Origin of the sequence: Methylobacterium sp. R2-1 (assembly GCF_014191355.1) — a bacterium.
GTDB lineage: Bacteria > Pseudomonadota > Alphaproteobacteria > Rhizobiales > Beijerinckiaceae > Methylobacterium.
Genome location: NZ_JACHWM010000014.1, coordinates 156,444 through 171,619 on the forward strand (window position 1 = coordinate 156,444; position 15,176 = coordinate 171,619).

At 68.3% G+C, this 15,176-nt stretch carries 13 protein-coding genes; 10 read left to right on the top strand and 3 right to left on the bottom strand.

The genetic code is table 11. The features are described from left to right. Positions 1 to 51: 51 nt before the first annotated feature. From FHU13_RS19805 to FHU13_RS19820, 4 genes are all read left to right on the top strand, one after another. Entirely contained in the window at positions 52 to 861 is an 810-nt protein-coding gene (locus FHU13_RS19805; protein WP_183437571.1) for a phosphoadenylyl-sulfate reductase, read from the top strand. Continuing rightward, positions 861 to 1,790, top strand: a complete 930-nt coding sequence (gene cysD, locus FHU13_RS19810) for a sulfate adenylyltransferase subunit CysD (RefSeq protein WP_183437572.1) — start codon at positions 861 to 863, stop codon at positions 1,788 to 1,790. The genes FHU13_RS19805 and cysD overlap by 1 nt, the downstream gene beginning before the upstream one ends. After that, positions 1,790 to 3,190, top strand: a complete 1,401-nt coding sequence (cysN, locus tag FHU13_RS19815) for a sulfate adenylyltransferase subunit CysN (RefSeq protein ID WP_183437573.1) — start codon at positions 1,790 to 1,792, stop codon at positions 3,188 to 3,190. Before cysD ends, cysN begins: the two co-directional genes overlap by 1 nt. Before the next feature lie 79 nt (positions 3,191 to 3,269). Next, positions 3,270 to 4,310: an alginate O-acetyltransferase AlgX-related protein gene (locus FHU13_RS19820; protein ID WP_183437574.1), complete on the top strand. Its 1,041-nt coding sequence runs from the start codon at positions 3,270 to 3,272 to the stop codon at positions 4,308 to 4,310. Here FHU13_RS19820 and FHU13_RS19825 read toward each other — a convergent pair. Next, positions 4,222 to 5,169, bottom strand: coding sequence for a YihY/virulence factor BrkB family protein (locus FHU13_RS19825; RefSeq protein WP_246714767.1), 948 nt, complete (start codon positions 5,167 to 5,169; stop codon positions 4,222 to 4,224). The two genes, FHU13_RS19820 and FHU13_RS19825, sit on opposite strands and share 89 nt — an antisense overlap. Positions 5,170 to 5,286: 117 nt before the next feature. On the opposite strand from FHU13_RS19825, the gene FHU13_RS19830 reads away from it, so the two are divergent. The 3 genes from FHU13_RS19830 (at position 5,287) to FHU13_RS19840 (ending at position 10,330) form a co-directional block, all read left to right on the top strand. After that, positions 5,287 to 6,177 (top strand): DMT family transporter, encoded by an 891-nt coding sequence (locus FHU13_RS19830; RefSeq protein WP_183437576.1) that lies wholly within the window; start codon positions 5,287 to 5,289, stop codon positions 6,175 to 6,177. Positions 6,178 to 6,293: 116 nt separating this feature from the next. After that, entirely contained in the window at positions 6,294 to 7,982 is a 1,689-nt protein-coding gene (locus FHU13_RS19835) for an acyl-CoA dehydrogenase family protein (RefSeq protein ID WP_183437577.1), read from the top strand. A 413-nt stretch (positions 7,983 to 8,395) separates the two neighbouring features. Beyond that, positions 8,396 to 10,330, top strand: a complete 1,935-nt coding sequence (locus FHU13_RS19840) for a C1 family peptidase (RefSeq protein WP_183437578.1) — start codon at positions 8,396 to 8,398, stop codon at positions 10,328 to 10,330. 43 nt (positions 10,331 to 10,373) lie between these two features. Here FHU13_RS19840 and FHU13_RS19845 read toward each other — a convergent pair whose 3' ends face one another. Further along, positions 10,374 to 10,550, bottom strand: a complete 177-nt coding sequence (locus tag FHU13_RS19845) for a hypothetical protein (protein ID WP_183437579.1) — start codon at positions 10,548 to 10,550, stop codon at positions 10,374 to 10,376. A gap of 106 nt (positions 10,551 to 10,656) precedes the next feature. Then, on the bottom strand, positions 10,657 to 11,931 hold the full coding sequence (locus tag FHU13_RS19850; RefSeq protein WP_183437580.1) for a glycosyltransferase family 4 protein: 1,275 nt from the start codon (positions 11,929 to 11,931) through the stop codon (positions 10,657 to 10,659). Positions 11,932 to 12,157: 226 nt separating this feature from the next. On the opposite strand from FHU13_RS19850, the gene FHU13_RS19855 reads away from it, so the two are divergent. The 3 genes from FHU13_RS19855 to FHU13_RS19865 all read left to right on the top strand — a co-directional run bounded on the left by FHU13_RS19855 (position 12,158) and on the right by FHU13_RS19865 (position 15,020). Beyond that, a complete protein-coding gene (locus FHU13_RS19855; protein ID WP_183437632.1) occupies positions 12,158 to 13,420 on the top strand; it encodes a glycosyltransferase in 1,263 nt (420 codons plus the stop codon). 283 nt (positions 13,421 to 13,703) lie between these two features. Beyond that, complete coding sequence (locus FHU13_RS19860) at positions 13,704 to 14,057, top strand: phasin (protein ID WP_183437581.1); 354 nt, start codon at positions 13,704 to 13,706, stop codon at positions 14,055 to 14,057. Positions 14,058 to 14,237: 180 nt separating this feature from the next. After that, positions 14,238 to 15,020: a phasin family protein gene (locus FHU13_RS19865; RefSeq protein WP_183437582.1), complete on the top strand. Its 783-nt coding sequence runs from the start codon at positions 14,238 to 14,240 to the stop codon at positions 15,018 to 15,020. Positions 15,021 to 15,176: the final 156 nt, after the last annotated feature.

Below are 15,176 nucleotides of genomic sequence, written 5' to 3' on the forward strand. Positions count from 1 at the left end.
TATAGCGAACATTTCAGAGCTCCGACAAGCAGGCAATCCGATTTTACGCACATGACCGCTGCTCTCGTCCGAGCGGCCGGGGACCTCGCCAGGGATATGGCGGGGCTGGACCTCCGGGGGCGCATCCGCCTCGTCGAGGACCGCATCCCGGGCCGCCTCGTCTTCACCACCAGCCTCGGCATCGAGGATCAGGCGCTCACGCACGCGCTCGCTCTGAACAAGGGCCGCACCGAGATCGTGACGCTCGATACCGGCCGGCTCTTCCCCGAGACCTACGATGTCTGGACCGAGACCGAGGCCGCCTACGGCATTCGCATCCGCGCCTACGCGCCGGAGCGGAGGGCCGAGGAGGACTTCGTCGCGCGCGAGGGCATCAACGGCTTCCGGCACTCGGTCGCTGCGCGGCAGGCCTGCTGCGGCTTCCGCAAGGTCGAGCCATTAGGCCGCGCTCTCGACGGCGCGGCGGCGTGGTTCACAGGCCTGCGCGCCGGCCAGTCGGCTAATCGGGCCGACACGCCGTTGGCGGAGGCGGATGAGGGCCGCGGGCTGATCAAGGTCAACCCGCTCGCCGATTGGACGCGGGCGCAGATCGATGCCTTCGTTCTGGACAATTTCATCCCTTACAATGTCCTTCACGACCGCGGCTTCCCGTCGATCGGCTGCGCCCCCTGCACCCGCGCCGTGAAGATCGGCGAGGACGAGCGTGCCGGCCGCTGGTGGTGGGAGCAGGAATCCAAGAAGGAATGCGGCTTGCACCTGCACCGGCCGGAAGCGGACGTCGCGCCGGGCCAGGAAGCCGCCGCTTTCGAGGAGCCGGCCAGCGCCGCGACCTCACGCGAACACAGAAGGGAACTGGTCTGATGAGCGCCGCCGTCGCCGCGCCCGCGCGCACCCGCCTGACGCATCTGCAGCGTCTCGAGGCCGAGAGCATCCACATCTTCCGGGAAGCGGTCGCCGAGGCCGAGAACCCGGTGATGCTCTACTCGATCGGCAAGGACTCATCCGTGCTGCTGCATCTGGCGCTGAAGGCCTTCGCGCCGGGGCGCCTGCCGTTCCCCCTGATGCACATCGACACCACCTGGAAGTTCCGCGAGATGATCGCCTTCCGCGACCAGCGCGCGAAGGAACTCGGCCTCGAGCTCATCGTGCACACCAACCAGGAGGGGCTCGCCAAGGGCATCGGCCCGGTCAGCCACGGCTCGGAAGTGCATACCGACGTGATGAAGACGCAGGCGCTGCGGCAGGCGCTCGATAAGTACAAGTTCGACGTGGCCTTCGGCGGGGCGCGGCGCGACGAGGAGGCGAGCCGCGCCAAGGAGCGCATCGTTTCACTTCGCAACGCGCAGCACCGCTGGGATCCGAAGCGCCAGCGCGCCGAACCGTGGCACCTCTACAATTTCAAGAAGCGACGCGGGGAGTCCTTCCGCGTGTTCCCGCTCTCGAACTGGACCGAGCTCGATATCTGGCTCTATATCGAGCAGGAAAACATTCCGATCGTGCCGCTCTACTTCGCCGCCGAGCGGCCGGTGGTCGAGCGCGACGGCCAGCTCATCATGGTGGACGATGATCGTCTCCCGCTCGAAGCAGGCGAGACCCCGCAACTACGAAAAGTCCGGTTCCGCACGCTCGGTTGCTACCCACTGACCGGTGCGGTCGAGAGCCCGGCCGCGACCCTGCCGGAGATCATCGGCGAGACGCTGGCCGCCCGCACCTCGGAGCGTCAGGGCCGGGTCATCGACAAGGACGGCGCCGGCGCCATGGAGCGCAAGAAGCAGGAGGGCTACTTCTGATGACGATCCATCAGTCTCCGGAAGCGTTCGGCTACGAAGCCTTCCTGCACAAGCACCAGAACAAGGAGGTCTTGCGCTTCATCACCTGCGGTTCGGTCGATGACGGCAAGTCCACCCTGATCGGACGCCTCCTGCACGACACCAAGCAGATCTTCGACGATCAGGTGACGGCGCTTCAGCGCGACTCGCGCAAGCACGGTACGCAGGGTGGCGAGGTCGATCTCGCCCTGCTGGTCGACGGCCTCCAGGCGGAGCGCGAGCAGGGCATCACCATTGATGTCGCCTACCGCTTCTTCTCGACCGAGCGGCGTTCCTTCATCGTCGCCGACACCCCCGGGCACGAGCAGTACACCCGCAACATGGCGACCGGCGCCTCGACCGCCGACGTCGCCGTGATCCTGGTCGATGCCCGCCACGGCCTGACCCGCCAGACCCGGCGCCACGCGCTCCTCGTGTCGCTGCTCGGCATCCACCGGGTGGCGCTCGCCATCAACAAGATGGATCTGGTCGGCTGGTCGCAGGACAAGTTCGAGGCAATCGTCTCAGGCTTCCAAGCCTTCGCCGCACCGCTGAACTTTTCCGAGGTGCGGGCGATCCCGCTCTCGGCCAAGAACGGCGACAACGTCGTCCTGCCGGGCACCGCCGCGACCTGGTACGACGGCGTTCCGCTGCTGCGCTACCTCGAAGAGGTGCCGGTGAAGTCGGAGGAGCGCGCCGCCGCCTTCCGCATGCCGGTGCAGTGGGTGAACCGCCCAAACTCGGATTTTCGCGGTTTCTCGGGGCTGATCGCCAGCGGAACGGTAGCGCCCGGCGACGCCGTTACCGTCGCGCCTTCCGGAAAAACCTCGACGATTGCCCGCATCTTCACCGCCGATGGCGATCTGGAGCGGGCGAGCGAGGGTCAGTCGGTCACGCTGGTGCTCGCCGACGAGGTCGACGCCTCCCGCGGCGCGGTGATTGCCACCTCGGACGCGCCGCTGACCCTGACCGACAGCCTCGACGTGCGGCTGTTCTGGGCAGCGGAGACCGATCTTGCTCCCGGCGCCAGCCTGTGGGCGAAGGTCGGCACGCAGACCGTCAACGCGGTGGTGAAGGCGGTCCATCGCCGGATCGACCCGGAGACCGGACAGGCGGGTCCGGCCGAGAAACTCGCGGTCAACGATATCGGCGACGTGACCCTGACCCTCGACCGGCAGATCGCCATCGACCCTTACGTCGAGAACCGCGACACCGGCAGCCTGATCCTGATCGACCGCGAGACCACGGATACGGCCGCGCTCGGCCTCGTCCAGACGGTCGTCGCCACGGCCAAGGCGTCCGCACCGTCCGCGACGACGTCGCAGGAGTCGGCCCGCAGCGGCGGCCTGCTCGCCGGCCTCAAGCGACTGTTCGGCGGCTGACGCGCCGCCCGCCACGCCCTCTCCCCCGCGGGGGAGGGTTTTTCTGGCGGGCAGTCTGGCGCCCGATTAGAACCGGCGCATGACCTCCGCCCCCGACCCGGTTGCCGACGTGTACGAAGGCCGGGATGGGTGGCTGTTCCTGATCCGCGGCAACAACCGGGTGCTGGAGCAGTACGGCCGGCCAGGCGTCTCGCGCGGGACGCTGTGGCGCTGGCGGCGGATCATCGAGACGCGTGTGCGGCGCTGCGCCCGGCTCGGCGCGACCTACTTCCACGCCCTCGCGCCTGAAAAGCTCACCGTCTACCCCGAGCGGGCCGAAGGGCTCGCCTTCGATCCGGCCCGCGCTCCCGCGCTCCGGCTCGCCCGCTGGCTCACCGCCTCGCCGGGCGCCCGGGCCTGGGTCGATCTCACGGGTGCGTTCCGGGCGCAAACGGGCGGGCCGCCGCTGTATCTGCGCACCGACACCCACTGGACGTTCGAGGGCTGCGCGCTGGCCTACAGCACGATCCTGGGGCGGATGGGCGTTCCCCCGCGCGACGACATCGGGACGCGGCGGGACCGCACCGCCCTGCCCTTCTCGGGCGATCTCGGTCGAAAGTTCACGCCTCATCGCGTGGAGCTTGCGGAAGGCACCGCCCTCGCGAGCGAGGCCCGGCGCGTCTACGCCAACGATCTCCTGCTGGAGATGGAGGCGCTGGGCCGCGGCGGCGACGCCCATCTCGGCACCCACGCAGTGTTTCGCAACGACGACCCGCTGGCCGATCCGCGCCGTCTCGTCATCTTCGGCGATTCCTACGCGCAGCACACCGGCCACAGCCCGATCGCGACGCTGACCGCGCTGTTCGCCGACACCTTTCGCGAGGTGCACTTCCTGTGGTCGACGGGGATCGATTGGCGCTATCTCGAAGCGGTCCGCCCCGATTTCGTGCTCGGCGAGACGGCCGAGCGCTTCGTGATCGACGTGCCCCCCCACGGCATCCGGATCGAGCGGCTCGCGGAACTCGCCCGCGAACGGAAACTCATGGGGGCGATCATGGGAGGGGATTCACCGTCACCTGAGCCGCCTCCGCCTGACGCGCCCGCATCCGCGCCTGAAGCCGCTGGCGCCGCGCCGCGATGACCGTACCGTTCACCTCGCCGCCGAACAGGAACATCGCCGCGAGCCAGTAGAGGAACACCAGGAAGATCATCGCGGTGGCGAGGCCGCCATAGGTCGAGGCGTAGGCGTTCGAGAAGCGGTCGAGATAGAAACCGAAGCCGAGGCCGGCGAGGAACCACAGGCACAGCGTCACGGCGATGCCCGGCAGCACGGACAGCACCGGACGCCGCCCGGCGGCCACGAACTTGTGGGCGATCACCAGCACCAGCGCGATCAGGAAGGCGGTGACGCCGATGCGGCCGATGGCGACCGTCAGCGCGAGCGGCTCCAGTCCCGGCGCCACGAAGACGAGCTGGCGCCAGATCAGCGGCCCGAGCACCACGAGGAGTGCGAAGGCCAGCATGGCGAAGGCACCGCAGACGACGTAGCCGATCGATTCGAGCCGGGTGAGCCACCAGGGGCGCATCTCGCGGATGCCGTAGGCGCGATTGAGCCCGACTCGCAGCGATTCCACTCCCGAGGACGAGAAGTAGAGCGCCAGCAGGGCGCCGAGGGTCAGTACGCCGCCGCGCTGCTCGGTGAGAAGGCGATGGACCTCGCCGACGATGGGCTTGGCCACCTCCCGGGGCACCGCGTCGAAGATCAGCGTGCCGGCCTCGTCCGCCAACGGCTTGCTGCCGATCAGGCCGGCGAGCGCCGCGAGCAGGATCAGGAACGGGAACAGCGAGGTCAGCATCGACAGCGCGATGTGGCTGGCAATCGCCCAGCCATCATGGGCGACGAAGCGCTGCGCAGCCAGCCCCGTCACGTCGAGGATCTTTTTGAATCGGCTCAAGGGAGGAGATGGCTTCTTCGGCTGAGTCGAGGCGGGCCGCTCCATACGGGCTATCGGATGCGGCGCGTCAATCTCGGGGGCACTCGGGTGCGGGCGTAGCATGGCCGCCCTCAGGTTTCTCCGATTGCCATAAGGTCACCCGCGTGCTGCTTGCCGGGCGCCATGTTGAGCGTTCTCTCCAGCCTGATCCCGGCCGCCTTCGTGCTGATCTGGGCGAGCGGCTTCGTCGCCGCGCGCTACGTAGCGCCTTACGCCGAGCCGCTCGCCTTCGTTGCGGTACGGCTTGCCCTGGTCGCGCTCGTTCTGGCCGGCATCGCGTTGGTCCGGCGCGCCCGCTGGCCGCGGAAAGCCGCCGGCTGGCGCGACGGCATGGTCGCGGGCGTGCTGATGCAGGGCATCTACGTGGCCGGGGTGTTCTGGTCGGTGCATCGCGGCCTGCCCGCCGGCATCGCGGCCCTGGTCGGCAGCCTTCAGCCGCTCCTCACGGCGGCCGTGTCGCAGCCGCTGCTCGGCGAGCGGGTCGGGCCGCGGCGCTGGGCCGGCATCGGCCTCGGTTTTCTCGGGGCGGGCCTGGTGCTCGGGCCGAAGCTCGGCGCGGTCGATGCCGCCGGCATTCCGCCCGTTGCGCTCCTCGTGTCGCTCGCCGCCATGCTGGCGATGACCGCCGGCACGCTGTGGCAGAAGCGGAAAGGCGCCGGGGCCGACCTCGTCACCAATGCCTGCCTGCAATTCGTCGGCGGCACCGCCTTCGCGGTTCCGCTCGCGCTCATCGCCGGCGAGACGCATCTGAGCCCGAGCCTTCCGCTCGGCCTCGGCATGGCGTGGTCGGTCCTCGTCAACTCGGTCGGCGGCATCCTCCTGTTGCTGGCGCTGATCCGGCGCGGCGCGGTGGCGGGCGTCGCCTCGCTGCTCTTCCTGGTGCCGCCGGTCTCGGCCGCGATCGCCTACGTCATGTTCGGCGAGGCGCTGACCCTGATGCAGATCGCGGGCATGGCGGTCGCCGCCTGCGGCGTCGGATTGGCGAGTGGTCCTCAAACCCGCGCAACGCGGTAAACCGAATGATGAATTCAGCCTAAAGACGGGGGATGCGGCGATGAGAAACCACTATTGTGCCGGCGATCCTGCCTATAAAGGGACCATCTGATCGCTTTCATAGAAGAGAGTTCGCCATGGCAGCATCCCCCGCCATCCAGGCCGCCAATGACCCGAGTGATTTCGTCGCGCTGGCCAAGGACGCCGCCGCGGGCGCCAAGGCCCTCGTCGCCGAGGCGACCGCCCGCGTGAAGGCGCGGGTGACGGGCCCGGAGGGTAAGCTCGATGCGGGTGCGCTGGAGCGCGAGCAGCATGCCGCCCACGGCCTGTCCTGGCTTGCCACTTACGGCGAGGCGGTGCGCGAACTCGCCGGCTACGCCGAACGGCTGCAGGGCGAGGGCAGCTTCGGCGAGACCGAGGCGCTGCTCGTGAAGATCGGTGTCGGCGAGTATCTCGATCAGATGTTCGGCGGCATCCCGATGAGCCAGGGCGAGATCGTGCGCCCGACCGCGCTCGGCTTCACGAGCGCCGAACTCGCGTCCTTGCGCACGCCGGCCATCGACGCGGCGATTGCCGAGGGGAACACGCCCGCCAACCGCGCCGCGCTGATCGCCAAGATCCGCGAGGCTACGACATCGGGGGCTGCCACCATCGGCCTTTCCGGCCTCGACGAGGACATGGAGGCGATCCGCTCCGAGATGCGCCGCTTCGGCAAGGCCGAGGTGGTGGAGCAGGCTCAGGAGTGGCACCGCGAGAACGCCTACATCCCGATGGCGATCATCGAGAAGATGGCCGAACTCGGCGTGTTCGGCCTCACCATCCCCGAGGAATACGGCGGCATGGGCATGCCCAAGGCCGCGATGTGCGTGGTCTCCGAGGAATTGTCGCGCGCCTATATCGGCGTCGGCTCGCTCGGAACCCGCTCGGAGATCGCCGCCGAGCTGATCCTGTGCGGCGGCACCGAGGAGCAGAAGCAGCGCTTCCTGCCGCGCATCGCGTCGGGCGAGATCCTGCCGACCGCCGTCTTCACCGAGCCGAACACCGGCTCGGACCTCGCCTCGCTCCGCACCAAGGCAGTGAAGGAGGGCGACGCCTGGAAGATCACGGGCAACAAGACCTGGATCACCCACCCCGTGCGCGCCGACATCATGACCGTGCTCGTGCGCACCAAGCCCGAGGAGAAGGGCCACCGCGGCCTCTCGATGCTGATCGCCGAGAAGCCGCGCGGCTCGGACGAGAACCCCTTCCCCGTTGACGGCCTGTCCGGCGGCGAGATCGAGGTGCTCGGCTATCGCGGCATGAAGGAATATGAACTCTCCTTCGAGGGCTTCTCCGTGCCCGCCGGGAACCTCCTCGGCGAGGTCGAGGGGAAGGGCTTTGCCCAGCTCATGCAGACCTTCGAATCGGCCCGCATCCAGACCGCGGCCCGCGCCATCGGTGTGGCCCAGTCGGCCCTCGACATCGGCCTGCGCTACGCCGAGGAGCGGGTACAGTTCGGCAAGGCGCTGGTGGAGTTCCCGCGCGTCGCCGACAAGCTCGCGATGATGGCGGTCGAGATCAACATCGCCCGCCAGCTCACCTACTTCTCCGCCCGCGAGAAGGATGAGGGCAAGCGCTGCGACCTCGAGGCCGGCATGGCCAAGCTGCTCGGTGCCCGCGTCGCCTGGGCGGCGGCCGACAACGCGCTGCAGATCCACGGCGGCAACGGCTTCGCGCTGGAATACCCGATCAGCCGCGTGCTGTGCGACGCACGTATCCTCTCGATCTTCGAGGGCGCCGCCGAGATCCAGGCCCAGGTCATCGCCCGGCGCCTTCTGGAGCAGTAAGCGCCTCGGCAAACGTATGTTCGAGAACAGCCTCGCCCGGCCCTGTGCCGGGCGGGGCTTTTGCTTTCCATGCGTCGCCCCCTTTCGATGGAAGCGGCGCGTGGAACGGGAGAACCGATCGAGCGCGCCGAAGCAGACTTCCGACCGGGTTACTCCTTTTGGTCACAGCTCATCCGAGACTTGTCACCTGAGGAGATGTGCGTGTGCAGGACGCCGCCCAAATGCATCGGCTGAAAATATCTCGTAAAATCAGAGATTTCTCCGGGCCTACAGTTTTCGCGGCCCGCATTCCGATCGGAAAGCAGAGTTTTATCGCCTGAGATTGCGACCACCCTCGCGCAAATCACCACAAGCGCCTAAAGCTGTGGGTGCGCGAACGCCGTGGCTTTCCATCGCGCGACAGGGAGGGTGTCATGGACATGAAAACCCCCGCCAAACGCACATTCGATGCGCTTCCGGACACTATCGACTTCCGCGATACGCTGTACGTGCCGAGCCTGGTCGCGGTGAGGGCCACCTCCGACATCGAGGTCTTCCGAAGTCACAAGATTCCAGTGCTCGACCAGGGCAAGGAGGGCGCCTGTACCGGCTACGGCCTCGCCACCGTTGCGAACTACCTACTCAAGGCGCGCGGCGGCACGGAGGAGGCCGACTCGGTCAGCGCCTGGATGCTCTACACGATGGCCAAGCGCTACGACGAATGGCCCGGCGAGGACTACGACGGATCCAGTGCCCGGGGCGCCATGAAGGGCTGGCACAAGCACGGGCTCTGCGCGGAGAGGCTCTGGAAGGACAAGAAGGGAGACATCACCCTCACCGAAGAGCGCGCCGCCAATGCCCTGGAGCGGCCCCTGGGCGCGTATTTCCGAGTCAACCACAAGGACTTGGTCGCGATGCACGCGGCCATCAGCGAGACGGGCGTTCTGTTCGCGACGGCCAGCGTGCACAGGGGATGGCAGACGGTTCGAGAGGGCGACGAAGCAATCGCCTTCGAAGACGGCGTGCTCGGCGGCCACGCTTTCGCCATCGTCGGATACAACCGGGAAGGCTTCTGGATTCAGAACAGCTGGGGGCCACGCTGGGGCCGGGGCGGGATCGCCCTCCTGACCTATGCCGACTGGCTCACCAACGGCAGCGACGTCTGGGTGGCGGCGCTCGGCGCACCGGTCGCGGTCGGCCGGCCCGTCGGCTCATCGGAGATGATGGTCGGCGCGCCGCGCAGCTACGAGAGCCAGATCTACGCCTCGCTGCGCCCTTACATCATCGCCTGCAAGGACGACGGGCTCCTCGACGACAAAGGCTCCTACGGCCTGACGCCGGGTGCCCTGCGCAGCCTCATCACCGAACAGATGCCCAAGCGCATGGAGGGTTGGGCGAAGAAGCGGGTCGTCATCTACGCGCATGGCGGCCTCGTCTCGCAGGATGCCGCGATCCAGACCGTCGCCAACAACCGCGAGCCCCTGCTCAAGGCCGAGGTATACCCACTCTCCCTAATCTGGCGGTCGGATGCCTGGACGACGCTCGGCAACATCCTCCGAGAGGCGGTCCGCAGCCGGCGCGACGAGGATTTCCTCGATCGTGCCAAGGACTTCATGCTCGACCGCCTCGACGACACCCTCGAACCGCTGGCGCGACTCCTCGGCGGCAAGGCGCTCTGGGACGAGATGAAGGAGAACGCCGAGGGGGCGACGAAGAACAAGAAGGGCGGCGCGCGGCTGATGGCCGACCATCTGGCCGCCCTCTACAAGAGTGGAGGGATCGACGAGATCCACCTCGTGGGCCACAGCGCCGGCTCGATCCTGCACGCTTTACTGGCGAAGTACCTCGTCGAGAAAGACGTCAAGATCAGGAGCCTGTCGCTCTGGGCGCCCGCTTGCACGATGGAGGTGTTCGATACCGTCTTCAAACCTCTCATCGACGACGGCAAGATCGAGAGCTTTGATCTTTACACGCTCGACGATGCGACGGAGCAGAACGATCATTGTGCCAACATTTACCACAAGTCACTGCTGTATCTCGTCAGCGCTGCCTTCGAAGCGAGTCCGCGCATTCCGGGAATCCGGGACGGCGTTCCGATCCTGGGGATGGCCAAGTTCGCTCAGACAATTCCCCGATCGTTCTGGCGTGCGCAGACATGCAACTGGTTCCTCTCACCGGGCGAGAAGAGCCAATCCGTCCATCACGGGGATTTCGACAACGATGGCACGACGCTGCAAACGACGCTCGGCCGCATTCTCAGGCAGGACATCACCCTCGACTTGACGGGCCTGACACACTCGATGCTGGCGAAGTCGGCCATGGCGCAGCAGCGCCGCCGGGCAAAGCTGAACGTCGCCTTGGTGCGGTAAGGGCGCGGGTGCCGGGCGGCTCGTCGCCCGGCACCATCCGCTCCTACTTGGTGATCTTCACCGAGACCGGATCGCTGGACGGGAAGGTCTCCTCCAGCGCCTCGTCGAGGCGCTCGTCCTTCTCGTCCTTCTGGTTCTCGGCAAGCGCCTTGTCGCCCTTTCCGTCCTGCTGGAAGCCTTTGGACTTGGTCTCGTCGGTCTCTTTCGTCTTGTCGGACACGGGCACCTCGCGGTCTGTCGCCATGCGCCGCAATGGGGCTCTGATGCGGCTCTGATGCGGACCAACGCGAGCGCGGCCTTCCTGTTTCGTGCAATCTCGCGGTCGGTCACGGTCCCGCGGGCGCGGCGCCGCGCAGGCCCGGCCGTTCGGTCGGATGCGGAACGGGACAGACCTCGCGCATGACGAGGCCGTAGACCTGTTCCAGGCGGTCGAGATGCGCATCGACGCTGAGCGGCGCCGACCAGTAGCGCTCGTAGGCACGCTCGGCCATGCGGGCGGCCAGCGCGTCGTCCGACAGCCGGGTCAGGTGGGCGGCGAGCGCCCCGGCATCGCCCGAGCGGAACCAGAACCCGTTCTCGCCGTCCTCCACCGCCTCGCGCCCGGCGCAGGCGTCGGAGACGATGACCGGGCAGCCGCAGGCGAGCGCCTCATAGACGGTGAGCGGCTGGCCCTCGTACCAGATGCTCGGGAAGACCAGAGCGCGGGCCCGCCGCATCAGCGCCTGCACCTCGGGTCCGGCCTTCCAACCGAGCATCACCGCCTCGGGATAGCGCGCCTTCAGGTCCGCCGCGCTCGGTCCGTCGCCGACGAAGACCGGGCGGATGCCAGCCCTCCGCGCGGCCTCGGCGAAGATCGGCGCGCCCTTCTCCGTCGAGATGCGGCCGACGAACAGGAAGTCCCCGCGGCCCTCTCGCTCCGGCGGCTGCCGCTCGACTGAGATCGGGTTGTCGATCCGGTGGAACACCGTGCGCGGGGGCAGCAGCGGCGCGATCACCCGCTCCTGGAGCGCGCTGATCGTCACCACGTGGCGGAACAGGCCGGGTAGTCCGGCCACGTGCTCCAGGCCGAGATGGCGTACCACCCGCAGGAGCTTGCGCGGATAGGAGCGCGCGTCGCAATTGGTGGTGAGGCAGGCCGCCGACATCGGGGTGCGGTGGCAGATCCGGTCGGCCGGATATTCGTAGAAGCCGCCGTTCGGGCAGACGAGGAAGAACTCGTGCATCGTGTAGAGGCACGGGAGTCCCGAGCGCCGGATTGCCGTGCCGATCGAGGGCGAGAGCGCCTTGGCGAAGGCGTGGACATGGACCAGCGTGTCACGGGGATCGCACAGCCTCAGTTCCGCGGCGAGGCGCGCGGACGCTTGGGTGTTCCAGATCGCCTGGGCGGCGAAGGCGAGCTTGTTCGTGGCGGAGGCGATGTCGTCCTGTCCGAGGCAGATCACCCGCGCCCCGCACGCGTCGAGCCGAGGATCGACCGGGCCGACGGCGGCGAAGACCGTGACCCGGTGGCCGCGCTGGCGCAGACCCACGGCCGAGTCGAGGGCGACCTTGGATTGGCCGCCGTTGATGTGGGCATGGTCGAGAACGAGGACGACGTGCACGGCGGCTCCCGGCTCTTCCGCACGCATCGTCCCGAAAGCCGGCGAGGCGCTTTCGAGACGATGCGCGAACGATCGACCCCGTTTACCAGCCGGCAGTTGATCTCCCGTAAACCTTGGGGGCGGACGTTCGCCGCACTGTTGCGGTCTCATCTCGGGAGCGTCGTCCTTGTCCGAGAATCGGATCACCTGCCGCGACGACGCTGCCGTCTCCGGGCAGAGCGCATCGATGCACGTGGTGATCCTCGCCGAATTCGCTGCCGCGAGCGGAGGCGCCGAGAAGGTCGCCGTGGAATCCGCCCGCGCGCTGGCGGAGGCCGGCGCGCAGGTGACCTACATCCAGGCGATCAGCGGCCCCGTCGATCCGCTGCTCGATCATCCGCGCCTGCGCCGGCTCGATCTCGGCCTGGCGGACGTGTGGTCCCTGCCGGCCTGGCGCGGTGCGGCGTCGGGAATCTGGAACGGCGAGGCCGCCGCGCGCCTCGCGGCCGTGCTCGACCGCCTGCCGCGCGCGCCCGACTGTGTCCACCTGCACCAGTGGACTCGCGCGCTCTCGCCTGCCGTGCTGCCGGTGCTGCTCGGCCGCGGCGTTCCCGTCGTGCTGACGCTGCACGACTACGCGCTGACCTGCCCGAACGGCGTCGATTACCGCTTCGACCGGGCCGAGCCCTGTGCCCTCACGCCCCTCTCCGGCGCCTGCCTCGCGGCACCCTGCGATCCGAAGAGCCGGCTGCACAAGCTTGTGCGCGTCGGTCGCGCCGCCGCCCTGCGGGCGGCGCTGGGCCAAGCCGAGCTCGACGTCGTCCATGTCTGCGACGGCAGCCGCGTGCGGATGGAGGGACGGCTCGGCGCCCTACGGGTCCGGCACCACCGCATCGACAACCCCGTGCGGGTGGAGCAAAGGGCGCCGGCGGAACCGGCCGCGGCTGATGCCATCGTCTATGTCGGGCGCCTCACGCCGGAAAAGGGCGCGGACCTCGTGGCCGAGGCGGCGCGCCGGGCCGAACTGCCGGCGCTCTTCATCGGTGCCGGCCCGCTGGAGGCGCGGTTGCGGGCGGAGGGCGCGGAGGTGCTCGGCTGGCGCAGCCCCGAGGCGGTCGCGACGATCCTCCGCGGCCGGGCGCGCGCGGTCTGCGCGCCGTCGCGCTGGCTCGAGACCGGGCCACTCACCGTCTACGAGGCGCTGGCCCAGGGGCTTCCCGTCGTGGCCTCGCGACGCTCTGGCGCCGCGGAGAAGGTTGTGGATGGGGAGACGGGCTTCGTCGTCGAGCCGGAAGCAGCGGCGCTGGCCGGCGCATTCCAATCCATCAAGAGCGATGCACTGACCGCTCGCCTCGGCCGGGAGGCGTACGACCGATACTGGCGGGCACCGCTCACGCTCGCCGTCCACGCCCAGGCCCTGCTCGCTCTCTACCGGCAACTGAACGAAGAATACTTTATGCGGCAGTGCGGCATGGATCGGCCCGTCATCCTGTCGGTGCCGGCACATTAGGGCGGCCTCGCCCTTGGCAAGGGGCACATTACGTCATTATAATGCCGGTTTCGATCCCTCGTGCGGAACACCCCTGCGTCGGGATCGGAAGCGGAATCTAGATTTGTAACAGAAGCATAAACCTCACTCGACCAGTGGCCGGGCATCGCTCATCGATCGTCCGAAACTGTCCTTGACTTTCATGTTGCAGTGCAACATACGAGGTGCGGGCCGGTTAGCCGCGGGGAGGCCTTGTAGGCTCCCCGAAACCGAAATCTCCCGGTCCATCTGACAGGAGAGACAGATGAGCACCCAGAGCTTCGAGATCCCCGCCGAGTTCCGTGACTTCGCCGACAAGAGCGTCGATCAGGCTCGCAACGCCTTCGGCACGTTCCTGAACGGTGCGGTGAAGACCTCCGAGCAGCTCCGGAACTCGGCCTCGACCGTTCAGTCGACGCTGCACGCGGCGGTGCTCAAGAGCCTCGACCACGCCAAGGTCAATGCCGAGACCACCTTCGACTACGCGCAGCGCGTCGTGCGCGCCAAGGACCCGCGCGAGGCCTTCGAAATCCAATCCGAGTTCCTGAAGACCCAGTTCGCCGCTCTCCAGGCCCAGGCCAAGGAGTACGGTGCCCTCGCTCAGAGCGCCGCCCGCTAATCCGGTCCGGCTTCGGGCCACGGCGTCCAGGGCGCCATGGCTCGTCGCGGGAGCATGAGGGGCCGAAGCCGCGACGGGCGGGCTCGGCACCCCCATGCTCCGACGCTATGCTCCGCCGCAGCGCTCCGGTCCTGCCCGGAATCGTGCTGAGGTCGAGGGTTTCGAACGAGGAGAAGGCCCATGTCGTCGAGCCGCCGCAGAGGACGCTCACCCGGAGCGCCCGCCAATTCCAAGCCGCCGACACTGACTGCGCCTCAATCCGAGGTTGCCGACGCGCTGCTGGCCGAGGCCTCGGCCGACAAGGGCCAAGCCGTCGAACAGGAACCCGAACAGGGGCCTGAAACGGACGCGATGGAAGTCCCGGCCGTAGAGGCCGCCGTAGAGCAGCCGGCCTTGGAGGTTGCCGCGAAAACCTCCGAACCCTCCGCCGATCCTGCCCCGGCCGAGACGCAGGCCGCCGAGGGCGACCTGTCGGTCGAGCGCCCGGCGCAAGAGGCCCTGGGGGCTGTTGCGGCCGTGGCGGAGGAGGCGTCGCTTGCGCCGCCCGCTCCGGAGCAGATCGTGTCGGAGACGGCCGAAACCGTGGAGACGGCGGCCGAGGCGACGGACGAGACGCTCGCACGGACACTGGCCGAGACCGCGCTGCTGCCGGGCCTCGCCGAGACCAAGCCGTCCGATAACCTTCAGCCGAAGCCGCACAGCGTCCATATCGGCGCGAGCTTTGCCTTCGTGCCCACAATTGCGCCCCTCACCGAAATCAACGCGCGGCTGTTCGCCTTTGCCCGGGGCGAGGGTGAAGCGGCCATCGCTCATATACAGGCCCTCGCCCGCGCCAAGTCTCCGGCGGAGGCGATCCGGCTTCAGGTCACGGAGATGCAGCGCGCCGCGGACGCCTCGCTGACCTGCTTCAGCGAGATCGTGCGCAGCGCCAACCGCTTCGGCGACACCGCCCGCCGGCACTGAGGCCGACGCTCATTACCGAGAACGATTTGGGGGGCAGTCGTCTGATGGGCGGCTGCCCCTTTTCACGTCCGGCATATCGGCGCTGCCGAACTGCCTTCTTAGTCGACCTCTTGGTTGAGTGACGCGGGTGACACAGGCGCGCTTCCGCCCCTCGCC